General features: G+C 72.0%; 15 protein-coding genes. 10 read left to right on the forward strand and 5 right to left on the reverse strand.

Annotated elements, in window-relative coordinates:
- Positions 1-16 precede the first annotated feature (16 nt).
- From AC3RXY_RS07745 to AC3RXY_RS07760, 4 genes are all read left to right on the forward strand, one after another.
- Positions 17-763: a large exoprotein gene (locus AC3RXY_RS07745; RefSeq protein WP_491510324.1), complete on the forward strand. Its 747-nt coding sequence runs from the start codon at positions 17-19 to the stop codon at positions 761-763.
- Between the two features lie 84 nt (positions 764-847).
- Positions 848-1828: an aldo/keto reductase gene (locus AC3RXY_RS07750; protein WP_491510325.1), complete on the forward strand. Its 981-nt coding sequence runs from the start codon at positions 848-850 to the stop codon at positions 1826-1828.
- A gap of 106 nt (positions 1829-1934) precedes the next feature.
- A complete protein-coding gene (locus tag AC3RXY_RS07755) occupies positions 1935-2774 on the forward strand; it encodes a PP2C family protein-serine/threonine phosphatase (protein WP_491510326.1) in 840 nt (279 codons plus the stop codon).
- A gap of 39 nt (positions 2775-2813) precedes the next feature.
- Positions 2814-5585 (forward strand): FtsK/SpoIIIE domain-containing protein, encoded by a 2772-nt coding sequence (locus AC3RXY_RS07760; RefSeq protein ID WP_491510327.1) that lies wholly within the window; start codon positions 2814-2816, stop codon positions 5583-5585.
- Positions 5586-5663: 78 nt separating this feature from the next.
- Here AC3RXY_RS07760 and AC3RXY_RS07765 read toward each other — a convergent pair whose 3' ends face one another.
- The gene (locus AC3RXY_RS07765; protein ID WP_491510328.1) at positions 5664-6659 is read right to left on the reverse strand and encodes an asparaginase; all 996 of its coding nucleotides are present in this window, start codon (positions 6657-6659) and stop codon (positions 5664-5666) included.
- A 54-nt stretch (positions 6660-6713) separates the two neighbouring features.
- On the opposite strand from AC3RXY_RS07765, the gene AC3RXY_RS07770 reads away from it, so the two are divergent.
- Positions 6714-7274 carry an OsmC family protein gene (locus AC3RXY_RS07770; protein ID WP_491510329.1) on the forward strand — a complete coding sequence of 187 codons (561 nt, stop codon included), beginning with the start codon at positions 6714-6716 and terminating at the stop codon, positions 7272-7274.
- Between the two features lie 112 nt (positions 7275-7386).
- On the opposite strand, the gene AC3RXY_RS07775 is transcribed toward AC3RXY_RS07770, so the two are convergent.
- Positions 7387-8076 (reverse strand): lysophospholipid acyltransferase family protein, encoded by a 690-nt coding sequence (locus tag AC3RXY_RS07775; RefSeq protein WP_491510425.1) that lies wholly within the window; start codon positions 8074-8076, stop codon positions 7387-7389.
- 241 nt (positions 8077-8317) lie between these two features.
- Between AC3RXY_RS07775 and AC3RXY_RS07780 the strand changes: the two genes are divergently transcribed.
- From AC3RXY_RS07780 to AC3RXY_RS07790, 3 genes are all read left to right on the forward strand, one after another.
- Positions 8318-9289, forward strand: coding sequence for an FKBP-type peptidyl-prolyl cis-trans isomerase (locus AC3RXY_RS07780; RefSeq protein ID WP_491510330.1), 972 nt, complete (start codon positions 8318-8320; stop codon positions 9287-9289).
- Between the two features lie 55 nt (positions 9290-9344).
- On the forward strand, positions 9345-10427 hold the full coding sequence (gene dxr, locus AC3RXY_RS07785) for a 1-deoxy-D-xylulose-5-phosphate reductoisomerase (RefSeq protein WP_491510331.1): 1083 nt from the start codon (positions 9345-9347) through the stop codon (positions 10425-10427).
- A gap of 85 nt (positions 10428-10512) precedes the next feature.
- Complete coding sequence (locus AC3RXY_RS07790; protein ID WP_491510332.1) at positions 10513-11823, forward strand: M50 family metallopeptidase; 1311 nt, start codon at positions 10513-10515, stop codon at positions 11821-11823.
- A gap of 145 nt (positions 11824-11968) precedes the next feature.
- Here the strand turns inward: AC3RXY_RS07790 and AC3RXY_RS07795 are convergent, their stop codons facing one another.
- Complete coding sequence (locus AC3RXY_RS07795; RefSeq protein ID WP_491510333.1) at positions 11969-13876, reverse strand: anthranilate synthase family protein; 1908 nt, start codon at positions 13874-13876, stop codon at positions 11969-11971.
- 242 nt (positions 13877-14118) lie between these two features.
- Here AC3RXY_RS07795 and ispG point away from each other — a divergent pair, with 242 nt between their 5' ends.
- Positions 14119-15249 (forward strand): flavodoxin-dependent (E)-4-hydroxy-3-methylbut-2-enyl-diphosphate synthase, encoded by a 1131-nt coding sequence (gene ispG, locus AC3RXY_RS07800; RefSeq protein ID WP_491510426.1) that lies wholly within the window; start codon positions 14119-14121, stop codon positions 15247-15249.
- Positions 15246-16106, forward strand: coding sequence for a hypothetical protein (locus tag AC3RXY_RS07805; RefSeq protein ID WP_491510334.1), 861 nt, complete (start codon positions 15246-15248; stop codon positions 16104-16106). The genes ispG and AC3RXY_RS07805 overlap by 4 nt, the downstream gene beginning before the upstream one ends.
- 155 nt (positions 16107-16261) lie before the next feature.
- Here AC3RXY_RS07805 and AC3RXY_RS07810 read toward each other — a convergent pair whose 3' ends face one another.
- Positions 16262-17704 (reverse strand): RNB domain-containing ribonuclease, encoded by a 1443-nt coding sequence (locus AC3RXY_RS07810; protein WP_491510335.1) that lies wholly within the window; start codon positions 17702-17704, stop codon positions 16262-16264.
- Positions 17705-17748: 44 nt separating this feature from the next.
- Positions 17749-18384, reverse strand: coding sequence for a pyroglutamyl-peptidase I (gene pcp, locus AC3RXY_RS07815; RefSeq protein ID WP_491510336.1), 636 nt, complete (start codon positions 18382-18384; stop codon positions 17749-17751).
- Positions 18385-18471: the final 87 nt, after the last annotated feature.

An 18471-nucleotide genomic window follows, 5' to 3' on the forward strand; every position in this document is an offset into this window, starting at 1 on the left:
GAGATGGAGCACACAGATGGACGATCTTCCCAACTTCGGCTACAGCGTCGCCCTGGCGGTCTGGGGCCTGTTCCTGTTCGTGATCTCCATCGCGGGCTACCTGATCACGAGCTTCTTTCTGATGAAGATCTTCGACAAGGCGGGTGTGCAGGGTCGCTGGCGGGCCTGGGTGCCCGTGTACAACGTGATGATCTTCGCGAAGCTCGGCGACTTCTCGCCGTGGATCGCGCTGATCTTGATCGCGGCGTCCTTCGTCCCCGCCCTGCAGTTCTTGGCGGCACCCGCGGCCGCGGTGTTCCTCGCCGTCGTCGCGTGGCGGGTCGGCCTGAAGCTCCAGAAGGAGGCCTTCTGGGTCGTGCTGTGGGTGCTCCTCGCGCCGGTGTGGCTGGGCATCAACGCCTTCGACAAGTCCCGCTGGAACACCGCGATCGCCCCCGCCCCCTGGGCCGGGACCTCCTGGCTCGTCGACACCACGCAGTGGCCGGGCGTGCCGGTCCAGGCGTCCGCCGGTCCGGCTGCGCCGCAGGGATACGGCGCACCGCAGGGCTACGCACCGCCCGCGCCGCAGGGCTACGCACCGCCTGCTCCGCAGGGCTATGACCCGTCGGCCCCGCAGGGCTATGTTCCGCCCGCGCCGCAGGGCTATCGCCCGCCGGCGGCGGGTCCGGTTCCGCCGGTGCCCCCGATGACCCCCGGCGGCACGTCGGACGGCTCGCCGGAGAACCCGACCCCGCCGGCGCCGCCCGCGCCGCCCCAGGGCTGATCCGGACACTCGGACGGAGCTCCCTCCCGGGCGGAGGGCGCCCTGTCCGTCACGGGCTGCTCCGCGGCGCGCTACGGTGGAGGAATGACTGATCTGCCGCTTCGTCGTGTCGGTTCCTCGGGGCTGCTGGTGTCGGCCGTCGGCCTCGGCTGCAACAACTTCGGCCGCGCGGGCACCCGTACCGAGACGATCGAGGGCACGCGGGCGGTGCTCGACGCCGCGATCGGCGCGGGGGTCGTCTTCCTCGACACCGCCGACATGTACGGCAAGGAGCCCGGCCTCAGCGAGACGCTGATGGGCGAGGCCCTCGCGGGCCGCCGCGACAGCGTGGTGCTGGCGACGAAGTTCGGCCATGTCGCCGACATGGGCTACGCCTTCCCCGCGGCGCGCGGATCGCGCCGCTATGTGCGCTTCGCGGTCGAGCAGTCGCTCCGCCGGCTGCGCACCGACTGGATCGATCTCTACCAGCTGCACCTGCCAGATCCGGAGACACCGATCGCCGAGACGCTCGATGCCCTCGACGAGCTCGTCCGCGAGGGCAAGATCCGCTATTACGGTCACTCCAACCTCACCGGCTGGCAGATCGCGGAGGCCGAACTGACCGCGGCCGCCCGCGGGGGCGGGCGCTTCGTCTCGGCGCAGAACCAGTACTCGCTGCTCTCGCGGGCGTCTGAACGCGAGGTCCTCCCGGCGGTGCGCCGGTTCGGGCTCGGGTTCTTCCCGTTCTTCCCGCTGCACAACGGGCTGCTCACCGGAAAGTTCACCCGCGAGGGCGGCCCGTCCGAGAGCCGGATCATGTCCATCCGGCCGCACCTGTGGGCGAACGCCCCCTGGGACGCCCTGGACGCCTACCGCGCCTTCTGCGCAGAGCGCGGCATCACGATGCTCGATGCGACGTTCGGCTGGTTCCTGGCGCAGCCGGAGGTCTCGAGCGTGATCGCGGGGGCGACCACACCGGCCCAGGTCGAGGCCAATGCGCGCGCAGCGACCGCCTGGGCGCCGACGACGGAGGAGATCGCCGCGATCGACGCGTTCTTCCCGCTGCCGGCGGATCCCGCAGAGTGAACCGCCGGGCCCCGCAGATGCTGGCATGCTGGCCGGGCGCGGGTGTCGACTACGATGGAGCCCGACCTGCGGTCGAGCAGGATCGCCGAGAAGGACGAGGAGCTTGATGGAGCCGACGACACTGCACACGCGTGATGTCGTGCTCGACAGCGGAGAGCGGATCGTCCTGCGGTGGGCGGGGGCGACGGATCGCGGTCGCCGCCGGGAGAACAACCAGGACGCCTTCCTCGCCGCCTACCCGCTGTTCGTGGTCGCGGACGGCATGGGCGGTCACGCGGGAGGCGAGATCGCCAGCAGGGCGACCGTGGCGCGGCTGCGCGCGCTGGTCGAGCAGGAGCGCGTTGGCCCGGTCGGGATCGAGCAGGCGATCGGGCTCGCCGTTTCGGACATCGTCGGTGCTGTCGACGAGATCGACGAGGGCACCGGTACGACCCTCACCGGGATCTTCCTCGACACCGAGGGGGAAGAGCCGCACTGGACCACCCTGAACATCGGGGACTCCCGGGTGTATCTGCTGCGTGACGACGAGATCGTCCAGCTCACGGTCGATCACTCGGTCGTGCAGGAGCTGCTGGCCGCCGGTCGCATCGGTCCGGCGGAGGTGGACGGGCACCCGTACTCCAATGTCATCACACGCGCGGTGGGCGTGAGCGAGGGCCAGGCGCCGGACTACGTCTCGGTCGAGGTGCGCGACGGCGATCGATTCGTGATCTGCTCCGACGGCCTCACCAAGGAGCTCACCGACTACGGTATCCGGCACTTCCTCCAGCAGGAGGGTTCGCCGGATGCGGCGGTGACCGCGATGCTGCGCGCCGCGCTCGAGAACGGCGGACGCGACAACATCACCCTGGTCATCGTGGAGGTCTCGCGCCCGGACGCCGAGTCAGACAGCGCTGAGTTGTCCTCATCCGATGACGCGGCCGGACTCTCCACAGATCCCGCCTGAGCGCCCGCGCCCCGGTCCGGACTCGGCTGACATGGGGTCATGCACCTCACCGAGCCGATCGAGCTTCCCGCGTCGACGGCCGTCGTGCCCCGGCCGCGGCCCGGGCTGGCGACGGCACTGGTCCCTCTCCTCGGTGGCGTGGCGCTCTGGCTCGTCACCGGATCCGTGCTCGCTCTGTGCCTGGCAGCCGCCGGCCCGGCGATGATCGCGGCCTCCGCCGGCACCGGCATCTGGCGGCACCGTCGCCAGGAGCGCGCAGCCCGTGCGGGGGAGGACGCGGCCTGGCAGCAGGCGGAGGAAGAGCTGGCGTGCCGTCATGACGCAGAGCGGACAGCGCTCGAGCGCGCGAGGCCGGACGTCGTGGCGATGCTGCGAGACGCGACCGTGCGCCTGCGCGCGGTCGAGCGCGACGAGGTCGTCGTGATCGGGCGAGCCGATGCCTCCAGTGCTGTGCGCGTCACCGGGGGAGTGGGCGACAGGGCGCGGGCGTTCCGTGCGCGGGCGCGCGTGCTCTCCGGGGCTCCGCTCACGGTCCCCCTCGCCGATGGAATCTGCGTGCGGGGCCCTGGCCCGCTTGCCCGTGCCGTGGCGCGCGCTCTCGTCGCCCAGCTGGCGCTGCGCTTCTCGCCGAGCGGGCTGTCGCTCACCGGCCCGGGACTGGACGCCCTCGGCTTGGCTGCGCTGCCCCACGCGCGGCGGCAGCAGGGGGTGGTCGTCACGGTGACGACAGACGACCATGCGGTGACGGGTGCGCACGGCCGGATCGCGGTCATCGCCCCGCACGCAGAACCGCCGGCGGGCGCGGGTGCGCTGATCGATGTCGCCGAACCGAACCGCGCGGTGGTCCGGTTCGGCGGCGAGGTCGTCGAGCACGTCGCGGTCGAATGCCTCTCGGCCGCCCAGGCCGACGGGCTGTGCGCGATGCTCGCCGCGCACCCGCAGCCGCAGACCGAGCCGCCGGCGCAGCTCTCGTTCGACGCACTGGCCGCGGCCGGCAGCGGCGGCCTGTGCGCGACGATCGGGCGCAGCACCGCGGGGGACGAGATCGTCGACCTCGTCGAGGAAGGGCCGCACGCGCTGGTGACCGGTGTCACCGGCACGGGCAAGAGCGAGCTTCTGATCACCTGGGTCGTGGCCATGGCGTCCGTGCGTTCTCCGGATGATGTGGCCTTCGTGCTCGCCGACTTCAAAGGCGGAACGGCCTTCGAGGGCCTGCGGTCGCTGCCGCATGTCGCGGCCGTCATCACCGATCTCGACGCCGCAGGGGCGCGCCGCGGGGTCGAGAGCCTGCGCGCGGAGCTGCGCCGCCGCGAGCGTGCCCTGGCGGACGCCGGGGCACGGACCGCCGCAGAGGCGCGGCTGCGGCGGCTCGTGATCGTGGTGGATGAGTTCGCGACACTCCTGCATGAGCACCCCGATCTGGGCGCCGTGTTCACCGATATCGCCGCGCGGGGGAGGGCGCTGGGGATGCACCTGATCCTCGGCACCCAGCGGGCCGCAGGAACCGTTCGTGACGACCTCGCCGCCAACTGTCCGCTCCGCGTGAGCCTGCGCGTGGCGGACGCCGCAGACAGCCGTCTGATGCTCGGCAGCGACGAGGCGGCCTCGCTGCCGGGCGACGCCGCTGGCCGAGGTCTGGCACTGATCCGGCGCCCGGGAGACGCCGCCGCGGTGCGCACGAGGATCGCGCGCACCGCGGAGTCCGATGTCGCCGCGCTGGTGATCCGCGGCGGGACGCGTCCACCGGCGCCCTGGCTGCCGCCGCTGCCGACGCGCCTCGGCGTCGCGCAACTGCGCGCCGGAACGGACCCGGCATCCGCCGCGGCGGCCTCCGGGGTCGTGGCGTTCGCGCTGGCCGATGAGCCGCGAGCCCAGCGCCAGCGGGTGCTCCTGCTGCGACCGGGCCACGACAGAGGCCTGGGCGTCATCGGCGGCGTCGGTGCGGGCAAGAGCGCTCTGATCCGCCTCCTCGCCGACGCCTGCTCAGAGGTCGCCGGCGTGATCCCGCGCGACCCGGAGGCGGCATGGTCGGCTCTGCGCGCCTGGGCAGGCGCGGGAGCGCGCCCACCGGCGCTCATGCTGTGCGACGACCTCGACGCGCTCCTCGGCGCTCTCCCGCCCGAGTACGCCACGGCCTGGTCCGCACTGCTCGAGCAGGTGATCCGCGAGGGGAGGACGACCGTGGTTGCGACGGTGACCCGTGCCGCGGGCCCGGGGATGCGCGCTCTCGACCTGCTGCCGCGGCGTGCGGTGCTCGCGCTGCCAAACCGGGCGGAGCACATCGCGGCCGGGGGAGATGCCGCCGGATACGATCCGGACCGGGTTCCCGGGCGGGCGATCATCGACGGCGTCGAGGCGCAGATCGCCTGGCACCCGGCGGAGAAGGACGGCCGCGGCGGCGCCGCCCCTGTGACGTCACCAGCGAGCGCCGTGCGGCACTGGTCGCCGGGCGGCGGCCCCACCGCCATCGTGACGATCTCGGCGCGACATCTCGCCGAGGCCGTCGCACGGAGGTCTCCGCGCAGCGCGGTGGTCCGGCTGGGCGGTGGCCCGGTCCGCGAGCTGCCCGCCGGGCGGGTATGCGTCATCGGTGAGCCAGAGGCCTGGCTGCGCGAGGGGGTGCTGTGGCAGCGGATCCGCGAGCACGGCACGGCGCTGGTCGCCGCGGAGTGTTCCGCAGCGCTGCGCACCCTCGGCGGTGTGCTCGAGCTGCCTCCGTACGCCCGCCATAACGCCGGGCGTGCGTGGTTGCTGCGCGACGGCGAGGAGCCGGCGCTGGTCCTTCTCCCGACGGCAGCCGAGGCCGGCTGACCCGGACATGCATGGTGAGCCGGAGGGGGCGGCGCCGCGAGCGGTTGCTGCCGGGGTTCAGGCGGCGCCGGGCACGCCTCAGATGCCGGGGCCGGGGCGAATCATGCCGACCGGGGCGCCCCCGCCCAACACCTTCAGGGGGAGCGCGGCGACCAGCGCCGCGGCGTCGGTGGTCTCCACCGCGCCTGCGCGTGCGAGCAGGGTGATCGCGACCACTGCTGCGGCGCGCGGGCTGCCATCGAGCATCTTCAGGGCAACGGTCGTGCCGTTCGGGGCGACCATCACCTGGACGCCCTCGGCTCCCTTCTTGCTGAAGACACCGGTGCGCTCGATCGCGAGGGTGTCTGTTCCGCCCGGGCCATCGACCGCCCAGGGGTGCTCGCGCGCCGCACGGGCCAGGGCGCCGGCCACACGATGCAGCGCGAACGGCGAGCGTTCGGATGCCGTGCCGACCCGGTGGATCGCGCGCGCCAGCCCGATCAGGGTCAGCGCATGCACGGGCGCGCCGCAGCCGTCGACGACGGTCGCGGCGACCCGCTCACCAGAGAGCCGCTCGACCACATCGCGCGTGTGCTGCTGCAGGGGGTGCTCCGGGTCGAGATATCCATCCACCGGCCACCCCGAGGCCACACAAGCACTGAGCATCGCGGCGTGCTTGCCGGAACACTCCATCCGCAAGCGAGAAGGACCGATGCCCTCGCGCACCATCTCGTGGCGAGCCGCGGGATTGCCCGGCAACGAGACAGGGCATCCCAGGGCGTCCTCGGTCAGGCCGGCATCCTGCAGGATGCCGCGCACGACATCGGCATGCCGATCGGTGCCGCTGTGGCTCGCCATGGCGAGCGCGAGCTTCTCTCCCTCGAGCTCAGCGCCGGCGGTGACGGCCGCGACGGCCTGCAGCGGCTTCAGGCTCGATCTCGGGAGAACGAGGGCTCCGGGGTCGCCGTGGGCGGCCAGCTGCTCGCCGTCGGGGGAGAGGACGACGGCCGCGCCGCTGTGGCGCGACTCGACGAAGCCGCCACGCTCCACGATCGCGAGCTCGACGGCGTCCTGGGTCCTCAGCGTCTCGATCACCTCGACAGCCTACGCAAGAGCGCGACCGCGATCACGCCATGACACACTGACCACATGGACGCCCCGGACCTTCCCGACACCGAAGACCGCCCCGTCGCCCTTCCGCCGGCCAAGAGGCCGGCCCGGAGCGCGTCGCTCGCGCGCCGCGCACACACCTACGCCGTGTCGGCGGAGTGGACCGGCAATCGCGGGACGGGAACCAGCGGCTATCGCGACTACGCCCGTGACGTGTCGCTGCGGATCGACGGCAAGCCTGACCTCGCCGCGTCCGCCGACCGCCCGTTCCGCGGGGATCCGGCCCGGTGGAACCCGGAGGACATGCTGTTGGCCGCCCTCGCGGAATGTCACCTGCTGTCCTACCTGCACGCGTGCGTCACGGCGGGCGTCGTGGTGGTCGACTACCGCGATGACGCGACCGGCACCATGACAGAGGACGGTCGTGGCGGTGGCGCATTCACCGAGGTCGTGCTGCGGCCCCGGGTGACGGTGGCCGAGGAGTCGATGGTCGCCGCGGCGATCGCCGCTCACGCCCAGGCGAACGCCTGGTGCTTCATCGCGAACTCCGTGTCGTTCCCGGTGCGGCATGAGCCTGTCGTGACCGTTGCGGCTCGCTGACGCGCGCGTCAGCGTGACCGCCTCACACCGGAACCTCGGTGCGATGCGGTGCGATGCGGTGCGGTGGTGGTGACGGGGTGGTTCCCCTCGTGCGGGGCGCGCACGGACGCCGTCAGCGGCGCTCGTGGGGGAGGACCTGCTTGATCTTCTCCATCGGGGTCTGCGCCGGAGGCTCGTTGTAGGTGCCAGCGAGCTCTTGCCCGGACAGGGCGTGGATCGCGGCCATGATCTCGTCGGTCGCCAGGCGGCGGGCTTTTCCTGAGCTGGCCGCACCGTGATGGGACAGATCGAGGGGCTCGCCGAAGCGCACCGAGATCCGTTCGCGCACCGAGGGGATTTTCGCGCCCCGCGGCATCACCCGATCCGTGCCGATCAGACCCACCGGCACCACAGGGGCGCCGGTCTGGAGGGCGAGGAAGGCGACGCCGGTGCGGCCTTTGTAGAGCCTGCCGTCGTCGGACCGCGTGCCCTCGGGATAGAGGGCGACAGCGAGCCCTTCGTCGAGCAGCCGACGCTGCTGATCGAGAGCATCGAGGGCAGCCTGTCCGCCCCCGCGCTGGACGGGGATCGCACCGATCGATTCGAAGAAGGTGCGCTGCACCGCGCCCTTCATGCCGGTCCCCTCGAAGTAGCTCGACTTCGCCAGAAAATGCACCGGGCGGGGAGCCGCGACGGGGATGGCGATCGAGTCGATGAACGACAGGTGGTTGCTCGCCAGGATCACCGGGCCGTCCAGGGGCACGTTCTGCCTGCCCTCGACCCGTGGTCGGTACACGAACCGCGCCAGCGGCGCGATGATCATGCGCCCGGCCGCATACGTCGCGCCGGCGTGGCGCGGAGCGGGGGCATCGGAGGGGGCCGGTTCGGGGGCTGGATCGGCGGTCACCGCGTCAGATTACCCGAGGGAGCATGCCGACGTGGGAATGAGCGATGACCGAGTCTGGGTCGCACAGCCGCGCATCAGGTCCCTCCCAGCCTGGACTTAGAACAGAACGGCAGGATAGGAGAGCCCCCACCCGGACCCTCGCAGAGGAGCAATCATCGTGCGCACGCGCCTTCTTACCGCCGTCTCGGCCGTCGCGCTGGGCGCGGTCGTCCTCACCGGATGCCAGGGAACGGCGGAGCCGGAGACCGCGGAGACGCCGGGCGCCGACACCAGCCACTGCCTGATGAACGCGCCGTCCGGTGCGTCGTCCGACGCGGTTGTCGTGACCGGCTCCGGTGACGACACCCACGTCGAGCTGCCGGAGGGGACCGAGGTCCTCCAGGTGGAACGCACGGTCGTCGAGCCGGGCAGCGGTGAGGAGATCGTCGCGGGCGATCTGGTGTCTGTGCGTTTCCAGATCGTCGACGCCACCACCGGCGAGGTGCTGGACTCCTCGGCGCGGGACGATGAGGGCGTGCTGCCGGTGCTCCTGGACGCCCAAGGGTCATCGCTGTTCGTCGCGGCGCTCGAGTGCGAGCCGCTCGGCTCGCGCATCGTCATGACGCTTCCCGGCGGCGCCATGGGCCAGGGCTCGCCGAACATCATCGTCTACGCGGAGGCCACCGCGCAGCTTCCCACGGCCGCTGACGGCACGCCCGTCGCCCCCGTGGACGGCCTGCCCACCGTCGAACTCGACGCCGACGGCGCCCCGACCATCACGGTGCCGGATACGGCTCCCCCTGCGGAGACGCAGATCGCGGTGCTGCAGGAGGGCGACGGTCCCGTGGTGCAGCAGGGTGACCTGGTCGTCGTGCAGTATCGCGGCGTCGACTGGGAGACCGGCGAAGAGTTCGACTCGAGCTGGTCGCGGGATGCGACGCCGTCGATGTTCGCCACCACGGCCGTCGTGCCGGGCTTCCGCTCCGCCCTCGAAGGCAAGAAGGTGGGCTCGCAGGTGCTCGCGGTCGTCGCCCCGGCGGACGGCTATGGCGAGGTGGGCGAGAGCGAAAGTGCGCTTGCCGGCAAAACGCTGGTGTTCGTCGTCGACATCCTCGCCACGAGCCCGGCGGAGCAGACACCGGCCGGGTGACGACGCCGCCGCGCAGCGGGCACGGCGACCGCCGTCCCGCGCGTAGGCTGGGCGGATGCGACGCATCATCGTCCTCGGATCCACCGGCTCCATCGGCACGCAGGCGCTCGACGTCATCCGCGCCAACCCGCGTCGCTTTGAGCTGGTCGGCATCGCGGCGGGCTCGAACGCGGCGATGGTCGCCGATCAGGCTGAGGCATTCGGCGTCGAGCACACCGCCCTCGGCGCCGCCGAGGCCGAGCAGCTCGTGCGCGACGTCGAGGCGGACGTCGTGCTCAATGCGATCACCGGATCGGTCGGGCTCGGCCCGACGCTCGCGGCGCTGCGGGCCGGGCGCACGCTCGCGCTCGCGAACAAGGAGTCGCTGATCGTCGGCGGCGCGCTGGTGACCGCGCTCGCCGCGCCGGGCCAGATCGTGCCGGTCGACTCAGAGCATTCCGCGATCGCTCAGGCCCTGCGCGCGGGCGATCCCCGTGAGGTGCGCCGCCTGGTGCTGACCGCATCCGGCGGCCCGTTCCGGGGGTGGAGCTCCGCACGGATGCGTGACGTCACCCCGGCTCAGGCGCTCGCTCACCCGACGTGGGACATGGGCCGGGTCGTGACGACGAACTCGGCGACGCTCGTGAACAAGGGACTCGAGGTGATCGAGGCCCACCTGCTGTTCGGGGTTGACTACGACGACATCGATGTGGTCGTGCACCCGCAGTCGATCGTGCACTCGATGGTGGAGTTCATCGACGGATCGACCATCGCCCAGGCGTCCCCGCCGGACATGCGCCTGCCGATCTCGCTCGGTCTCGACTGGCCGAGCCGCGTGGGCGGGGTGGGACGGCCGCTGGACTGGACCACGGCGGCATCGTGGACCTTCGAGCCCCTCGACGACGCCGCCTTTCCGGCCGTGCGGCTGGCGAAGAGGGTCGGTAGGGCGGGGTCGACATACCCGGCGGTGTTCAATGCGGCCAACGAGCAGGCGGTGCACGCCTTCCACGACGGCGCACTGGCATTCCCCGGCATCCTCGACACCATCACCAGCGTGGTCGAGGCCCACGAGCCCCCCGCAGACCTGACCGTCGAGACGCTCACCGCTGCCGAGGAGTGGGCGCGCATGCGCGCCGACGCCCTGATCGCAGCGGCGTAGCATCACCTGTCGCCCCGCGACCCCGGCGGGCGCCGCATGCCACCGGCCTCGGCGGATTCCAAGGCCGCGCCGGTAGCGTGTCGGGGTGGAGATCGCACTGTACGTCGGGGGCCTGCTGTTCATGCTCGTGGGCCTGGGCGTCTCGATCGCCCTGCATGAGATCGGCCACCTCGTTCCGGCGAAGCTGTTCGGCGTGCGCGTCGGGCAGTACATGATCGGATTCGGGCCGCGCCTGTGGTCCAAGCGCATCCGCGGCACCGAGTACGGCGTGAAGGCGCTGCCGCTGGGCGGCTACATCTCGATGTCCGGCATGTACCCTCCGGCGGGCGGCAAGCAGGCGAGCGGAATGTTCCGCACCCTGGTGCAGGACGCCAGAGCCGCGAACGAGGAGACCATCGACCCGGATGACGACGGGCGGGTCTTCTACCGGCTGCCGGTGTGGAAGCGCATCGTCGTGATGCTCGGCGGCCCGGCGATGAACCTGGTCCTCGCTGCGGTGCTCTTCTCGGTGCTCGCGTCCGGGATCGGCATGCAGCAGGTCACCACGACCGTGCAGGCTGTCTCGGAGTGCGTCGTGCCGGCCGGGCAGACCCGCGATGCGTGCGAGCCGGGCGACCCGCTCGCCCCGGCCGCCGAGGCAGGCCTGCAGCCGGGCGACGTGCTGCTGAGCGTCGACGGGCATCCGGTGCAGACGTTCGCCGAGGTGTCGGAGATCGTCCAGGCCGCGCCGGGACGGCCGCTGCCGGTCACGGTCGAGCGCAACGGCGCGACGGTGGGCCTCACGCTCACGCCGCTGCTCGCGGAGCGGCCTGTGCTGGATGACCGCGGTCAGGTCGTGCTGGACGACGATGGTGAGCCGCGCACGCAAGAGATCGGATTCGCCGGGATGTACGCGCAGGTCGCCCTGGTGCGCCAGCCGATCTGGACCGGGGCGGAGATGACGTGGCAGAACGTCACCGGCGTCGCGTCGATCATCGTGACCCTGCCGGAGAAGATCTGGAACGTCGGCGTCTCCCTGGTCACAGGGTCCGAGCGGGACCCGGACGGGCCGCTCAGCGTCGTCGGGGTCGGCCGGCTGGCCGGCGAAGTCGCTGCGACGGAGACGCCGGTGGCGAACCGCCTGGCCACCCTCATCGGACTGCTCGGATCGGTCAACATCGCCCTGTTCGTGTTCAACCTGCTGCCGCTGCTCCCGCTCGACGGCGGACATGTGGTCGTAGCGCTGTGGGACGGCCTCAAGCGGACCGCTGCCCGTCTGCTCGGCCGGCCGGCACCCGCGCCGGTCGATGCCACCCGGCTCGTGCCGCTGACGGTGGTGGTCGCGGCGCTGCTGATCGGCATGGGCGCGCTCCTCATCCTCGCCGACCTGGTGAACCCGATTTCGCTGCTGGGCTGAACTCCGCCTGCCGCTGCCCGGCGGCAGGCGCTTCCGCGCTGCCGCGCCCCTCCGAACTCAGGCACAACCGGTGCCCGGGGTCGACAGCTGCCGTTTCCGCGGGCCGGCCGCCGGTTGTGCCTGAGTTGGGAAAGAGCGGCGCGGGTCAGCTCAGCGCATGGGAGACGAGGCGCTCGAGCGTGCGCATCCCGTCGCGGCTCAGGATCGACTCGAGGTGGCCCTGTACCGACGCGAAGGACGGGCCACGCAGCGCATAAACGTTGCCGGAGCGCGGGTCTGCCGAGACCTCGGCGTCGCCGGCTGTGACCGTGCCCGGCGTCACCCGTGCCGTGAACGTGTTGTAGAAGCCGATCGAGGCTTCCTCGCCGAACACGGGCACGACCTTCTGCAGACCCTGATGGGGCTCGTCGAGCGGGACGAGCGGAATGCCGAGCCGGTCGGCGAGGATCTGGTGGCTGAGGCACACCGCCAGCAGTGGGCGGCCGGACTCGACGCGCCGGGCGATCACCGACCGCAGGCGTGCGACGCGCTCGTTGTCCGTATCGCGCGGGTCGCCGGGCCCGGGGCCGGAGACGACGAGGTCGGCGGCGTCCGCCGCGGCGGGGGACACCTCGCTCCAGTGCACGATCGAGACCTCACAGCCGAGGTGGCGCAGCTGGTGGGCGAGCATCGTGGTGAAACGGTCCTCCGCGTCGACGACGAGGGCGGTGCGCCCCGCGAAGGGACCGGCGTCGCCGGTGGCCTGGGGGTTCATCCAGAACGGCGCGAGCCGGTCGTTGCGGGCACGGAGGAGCGTGGCGATCGCCGGGTCGTCCGCCAGCAGCCGTGGCTGCGGGGCTGGTGCATCCTCATCGACGGCGTCCGCGGCGAGGGCTGCCTCGGCCGCCGTGTCTCGGGCGACGGCTCCGATCGCGCCGAGCACCCCAGCGGCCTTACCGTGGGTCTCGCTGACCTCGCCCTGCGGATCGGAGTGGCGTACCAGGGTGGCGCCGACCGGCACGCGCAGCGTGCCGCCGTCGAGATAGACGGTGCGGATGAGAATGGGCGCGTCGAGGTCGTAGCCGTTCTCGTGGTTCGGCGTGAACAGCGCAGCGACGCCGGAGTAGTAGCCGCGGGGCCGCATCTCGTGGCGCTGGATCACCGTGCAGGCGTTCTGCATCGGCGAGCCGGTCACCGTCGGGGCGAACATCGTCTCGCGCAGGATGTCGCGCGGATCGAGGCGGCTGGTCCCGCTGAGCATGTACTCGGTGTGGGTGAGGCGGGACATCTCCTTGAGGTGCGGGCCGGTGATGCGGCCCCCGTCCGAGCACACCGCGCTCATCATCTTGAGCTCTTCGTCGACCACCATGAACAGCTCTTCCGTCTCCTTGGTGGAGGTGAGGAACTCGCTGAGGTTCTCGGGCGTCGCACCGCCGGCCGGGTGGCGGAAGGTGCCGGAGATCGGGTTCATCGTGACGGTTCCCCCGCGGGCGACGACGTGGGCCTCCGGGCTGGCGCCCACCGCGATGACGCCGGGGGTGATGACGGCGAAGGTCCAGTACGCGCCGCGTTCGTGCGCCAGCAGCGCGCGGAACCACGTGAGCGCCGCGATCCGGTCGTCGACGTCGAAGCGTGCGGTGAAGTCGCGGCGGATGACGAAGTTCGCGCCCTCTCCCCGGCCGATCTCGCCGTCGATCACACGGCGGACGATATCGGCGTACTCCTCGTCGGCGATGTCGAACCCGGTGTCGCGCAGCGGGACCGCCGCGTCCGGCAGCTGCGACATGGCGTCGTCGCGCGGCATCCGCGCGTGCTCGTCGACGAGCAGGCAGCGCAGAGGAGTGTCGTCATCGAGCGCGGTGAAGCCGCGTTCGCGCACCTGACGGTAGGGCACGAGCGCGAGGACTTCTCGTGCGTCCGCGCCGGTGCCCAGCGGGATGTCGGCGAGGAGGTCGACGTCGCGCACCTCGCCCGTGAGCAGTTCCACGTCGGACGATCCCTCGCGCGCGAGCAGCGCGAACGAGGTGTTCGGGTCGTGGGCGAGCGCGAGCAGCCGCGACGGGGCGTGCGTCATCGTTCCTCCTGGGGAATGGTGCCCGGCGAGACTCGGCATGCGAGACCGCCTCGACGGGCGGTCTCGGATTGTGGGTACGCCGACTCGCCGCCTAGGAGGCGGGCCACCAGGAGCGAGTCGCGAGCATGCGCCGAAACTATCACAGGGCGGCGAGCCCCGGCTCCGGCGCCGCAGTGCCGCGCATCCAGCCCGCGTTCGGGTGCCGCGAGTAGGCTGGCCCGGTGCCTGCCGTGAACCTCGGGATCCCGCGGATCCCCGAAACTCTCGCCCCTCGCCGCAAGTCCCGCCAGATCCGCGTGGGGAAGGTGCTGGTCGGCGGGAACGCGCCCGTCTCGGTGCAGTCGATGACGACCACCAAGACCACCGACATCAACGCGACCCTGCAGCAGATCGCCGAGCTGACCGCGTCGGGCTGCGAGATCGTGCGCGTCGCTGTGCCGTCCCAGGATGACGCCGATGTGCTGCACATCATCGCCAAGAAGAGCCAGATCCCGGTGATCGCCGACATCCACTTCCAGCCGAAGTACGTCTTCCAGGCGATCGATGCCGGGTGCGCGGCCGTGCGGGTGAACCCGGGCAACATCCGCCAGTTCGACGACAAGGTCGGCGAGATCGCGCGTGCCGCCCAGGCCGCGGGTGTCTCGCTGCGCATCGGCGTGAATGCGGGATCGCTGGACAAGAGGCTGCTGGAGAAGTACGGCAGAGCGACGCCGGAGGCGCTGGTGGAGAGCGCCGTGTGGGAGGCGTCGCTGTTCGAGGAGCATGATTTCCACGACTTCAAGATCTCGGTGAAGCACAACGACCCCGTCGTGATGGTCAAGGCCTACCGGCAGCTGGCGGAGCGGGGTGACTGGCCGCTTCATCTCGGTGTGACCGAGGCTGGTCCGGCGTTCCAGGGCACCATCAAGAGCGCCACGGCGTTCGGCATCCTGCTCGGCGAGGGCATCGGCGACACCATTCGCGTGTCGCTGTCCGCCCCGCCCGCGGAGGAGGTCAAGGTCGGCCATCAGATCCTGCAGTCCCTCAACCTGCGTGAGCGCACGCTCGAGATCGTGTCGTGCCCGTCGTGCGGCCGGGCGCAGGTGGATGTCTACACGCTCGCAGAAGAGGTCACCGAGGGTCTGAAGGACATGACCGTGCCGCTGCGCGTCGCTGTCATGGGCTGCGTCGTGAACGGACCGGGTGAGGCACGCGATGCCGATCTGGGGGTCGCCAGCGGCAATGGGAAGGGGCAGATCTTCGTCAAGGGAGAGGTCGTCAAGACCGTCCCGGAGGCGGAGATCGTCGCGACGCTCATCGCGGAGGCCAACCGCATCGCGGCGGAGATGGGTGCGGACGCCCCGGTCGGCACCGCGCAGGTGGTGACCGCGTGAGCGCGACCCGTGTCTCCTTCCCCGCCGGTGCTGTCCGTGGCACAGCGGTCGTGGAGCGGGTGGAGCCTGTCTCTGGCGGGATGGTGGTGGTGCTCGACGCGACGCCGTTCCACCCGGTCGATCACACCTGGCCGGATCAGCCCGGCGACACGGGTGCGCTGCGCAGGGGAGCCGAGACCGTCGAGGTGACCGAGACCGTGATGGCCGCCTCCGGTGCCGACGGCGCGTTCGCCGTGTCCGCCGACATCCCCGTCAAACGGGGCGCGCCGGGCTGGACCTGGCTCGTCGGTCATCGACTGGCCGAGGCGCCGTCGTGGCTCGTGCCCGGCGCGCAGGTGGACGCCGTCGTCGACGCACCGCGCCGCGCGGGTCTCAGCCGTGGCCACACCGCCTGCCACCTGGCTGCGCTCGCGGTGAACGAGGTCTTCGCAGATCTCTGGCGCAAGGACACGCCGGTCGATGCCCTGGGCTCGCCCGATTTCGATGCCACGGCGAATGTCTCCAGCCGCATCCTCTCCGACGGTGCGATCGACGAGTATCGGCTCGGCAAGAGCCTGCGCCGGGCCGGATTCGACGCCGAGACGCTCGCCGTGGAGCTGGCCGCTCGCGAAGCAGCGGTCAACGCGCGCCTCGCCGCATGGATCGCCACGGGCGGCCGCAGCTGGGTGTCGACGCTGGGCGACACGATCGTCGACCGCCGTTCGTGGCACTGCTCGCTCCCCGAGGGCGAGGCGTCGATGCTGTGCGGCGGGACGCACGCCGAGTCGCTGGCGGAGTTCCTCGGCGTCCGGGTGTCTTTCGACCTCTCCGGCCCGCAGCTGCTCGTGATGACCACCACCGCGGTGCCGGCGGCCTGAGCCGCGCACCGAGGCGTCACCCGTGCTGCACGGGTTGTCTCTGCGCCGCACGGTGTTGTCTCCGCGCGCACCGCGTTGCTCCGGCGTCGAGGGCGGGTGTTGCTCCGGCGTCGAGGACACGCGCGCGCACGCGGCTCACACGGCGAACACGCGGCTCACACGGCGAAGGTCAGCTCCCCGCGGCCGATGTCCGCCCCGGTCAGCAGGAGCGCCACGGTATCGCCCGGAGCCGCCTCGGCGGGCAGGGGAGCGGAGGCGGTGACGGCGGGTTCCGCGACCTGGACGCGGCCCCGATCGCCGTTGCGCCGTTCGATCACCGTCACCGCGATGCGCTCTCCGACGAAGGGCGTGAGGAGCGCTGCCTCGACGCGGTCGATCGTGCCGCTGTTGAGTCGGGCGGCGCGCTGCTCTGACGCCCGCATGAGGCCGGGCAGTTCGATGAGGCTCTCCCGCGCCCACGCCGGCGCTGCGCGCCCGGCAGACAGGTCCAGACAGATGGCGAGCGCCCACCGGTCGACGAGCCGGCGGATCGGGGCGGTCGCGTGCGCATAGGGAGCGCCGATCGCGGCCTGCATCCGCTGTTCCGGAATCGGGAGGTCGGGCTGGGCGGTATCGAAGACGGCGTACCCCGCGCCCCGAAACAGGGTGGCTGCGGCTTCGAGGACGGGCAGGGCTTTCGGGTCTTCGCGGGGGAGTCCGCGCAGATAGTCGCCGTAACGCCCGGTCGTCCAGGGACGGCCGAGGGCGCGGGTCTGGTGGCGGAACGCCGCGAACGCCGCCTCATCGGGCTGGGGCATCGTGCGCAGCACGCCCACGCCCGCATCCAGCATCAGCCGGGCGGCCGCCATGCCGGTCAGCAGGGAGAGCTGGGCGTTCCAGTCCTCCACGGCGAGCGGATGCCGCCGCTCGATCCGATACTGGCCGTCGTCGTCGTGCACGACGTCCTCATCGGGCAGGTTCAGGCTCGCTCCGCCCCGCAGCACCTCGTGCTGCTGGCGGAGCTGCCCGATGACCGGAAGCAGCGCGAGGGGGGAGTCCGCGTCCACGGCATCCGCGTCGAAGGCCTCCTGCACGGCGTCGTAGGCGAGCTGGGCGCGTGAGCGCACCAGCGCGCGCTCCAGACGCGCGCCGGTGGCGCTCCCGTCTGCGTCGAGCGTCATCGTCCAGACCAGCGCGCTGCGATCCTGGTCGGCCAGCAGGGAGGCGCGGTCCTCGCCGAGCACCGGCGGGTGCAGCGGGATCATGCCGTCTGCGGCATAGAGGCTCTGCCCCCGCTCCCGCGCCGCGAGATCGACCGCACCGCCGGGCCGGACGAACCCCGGGATGTCGGCGATCGCGTAGCGCACCACGAACCCGCCACCGGCGCGCTCGAGATGGAAGGCCTGGTCCAGGTCGCGGGAGCCTGCGGGATCGAGCGTGAGGAACGGCACCTCGCGCAGGTCGACATCCGGCACGGGCGGTGCGGCCCCCTCCGCCTCTGCGAGCGCCCGCGGGGGGAACGCCGTCGGAGCGTCGATCTCTGCGCGCAGTGCCGCGAGCGCGGCGGCGAGGGCGTCCTGTGCGGTCGGTTCGGCCAGGTGGGCGCGGCGCTGGGGCATGCTCCTCAGCCTAAGAGGTCGCATGCGGCGGCAGGCGAGCGTCCTCAGTGGATCGCGCCACCGGGGACGCGGATGTCGGCCGGCGTGTCGATGGCCGTGCGCACCGCGATCTCGAGTGCGCGGACGATGTCGGCGAGCGGGAGCGACGGCCGCCCGGCGACCTCGTGCTCGGTCGCCCAGGGGACGTGCACGAAGCCCGCGCGTCCGCCGCTGCGGGAGGCGGCGTGCACGGCGCGGTAGAACACGTGGTTGCACACGAAGCTCCCGGCGCTCAGCGACAACGCGCTCGGGATCCCCGCCGCGGCGATGTCGCGCGCGATCGCCTTGACCGGCAGAGACGAGAACAGCGCGGCGGGACCGCCGGCGAGCGATGGTGCGTCGATCGGCTGTGCGCCGTGGTTGTCGGGGATGCGGGCGTCGATCAGGTTGACCGCGACGCGCTCGACACTCACCGCTTCTCGCCCGCCCGCGAGTCCTGTTGCGATCATGATGTCCGGGCGATGCTCGTCGACGAGCGCGGCGAGGTCGGCCGCAGCGGCGTCGAAGCCCACGGGCAACACCGCGGTCACCAGCTGCTCCTGGCCGCCCCATCGCGCCGCGAGGTGTTGCACGGCCGTGCCGGACGGATTGTGCCGGTCGCCGCCGAACGGCTCGAATCCCGTCAGCAGAACGGTGGTCATCGCTGTCTCCCTGCGGGTGGTGGTGGGCGCCGGACGGCACGGTCAGCCTAGACCGACCGTCTTCGGATGGACGGCCGGTGCGGATCC

The organism is Microbacterium longlingense (assembly GCF_058349825.2).

What these genes read in the sequence shown, in the direction of transcription:
- AC3RXY_RS07770 (WP_491510329.1), top strand. Translation starts at nt 6,714, where the DNA reads ATGGACGCCCCGGACCTTCCCGACACCGAAGACCGCCCCGTCGCCCTT.
- AC3RXY_RS07760 (WP_491510327.1), top strand. Translation starts at nt 2,814, where the DNA reads ATGCACCTCACCGAGCCGATCGAGCTTCCCGCGTCGACGGCCGTCGTG.
- dxr (WP_491510331.1), top strand. Translation starts at nt 9,345, where the DNA reads ATGCGACGCATCATCGTCCTCGGATCCACCGGCTCCATCGGCACGCAG.
- AC3RXY_RS07795 (WP_491510333.1), bottom strand. Translation starts at nt 13,876, where the DNA reads ATGACGCACGCCCCGTCGCGGCTGCTCGCGCTCGCCCACGACCCGAAC.
- AC3RXY_RS07755 (WP_491510326.1), top strand. Translation starts at nt 1,935, where the DNA reads ATGGAGCCGACGACACTGCACACGCGTGATGTCGTGCTCGACAGCGGA.
- pcp (WP_491510336.1), bottom strand. Translation starts at nt 18,384, where the DNA reads ATGACCACCGTTCTGCTGACGGGATTCGAGCCGTTCGGCGGCGACCGG.
- AC3RXY_RS07745 (WP_491510324.1), top strand. Translation starts at nt 17, where the DNA reads ATGGACGATCTTCCCAACTTCGGCTACAGCGTCGCCCTGGCGGTCTGG.
- AC3RXY_RS07775 (WP_491510425.1), bottom strand. Translation starts at nt 8,076, where the DNA reads ATGATCATCGCGCCGCTGGCGCGGTTCGTGTACCGACCACGGGTCGAG.
- AC3RXY_RS07750 (WP_491510325.1), top strand. Translation starts at nt 848, where the DNA reads ATGACTGATCTGCCGCTTCGTCGTGTCGGTTCCTCGGGGCTGCTGGTG.
- AC3RXY_RS07810 (WP_491510335.1), bottom strand. Translation starts at nt 17,704, where the DNA reads ATGCCCCAGCGCCGCGCCCACCTGGCCGAACCGACCGCACAGGACGCC.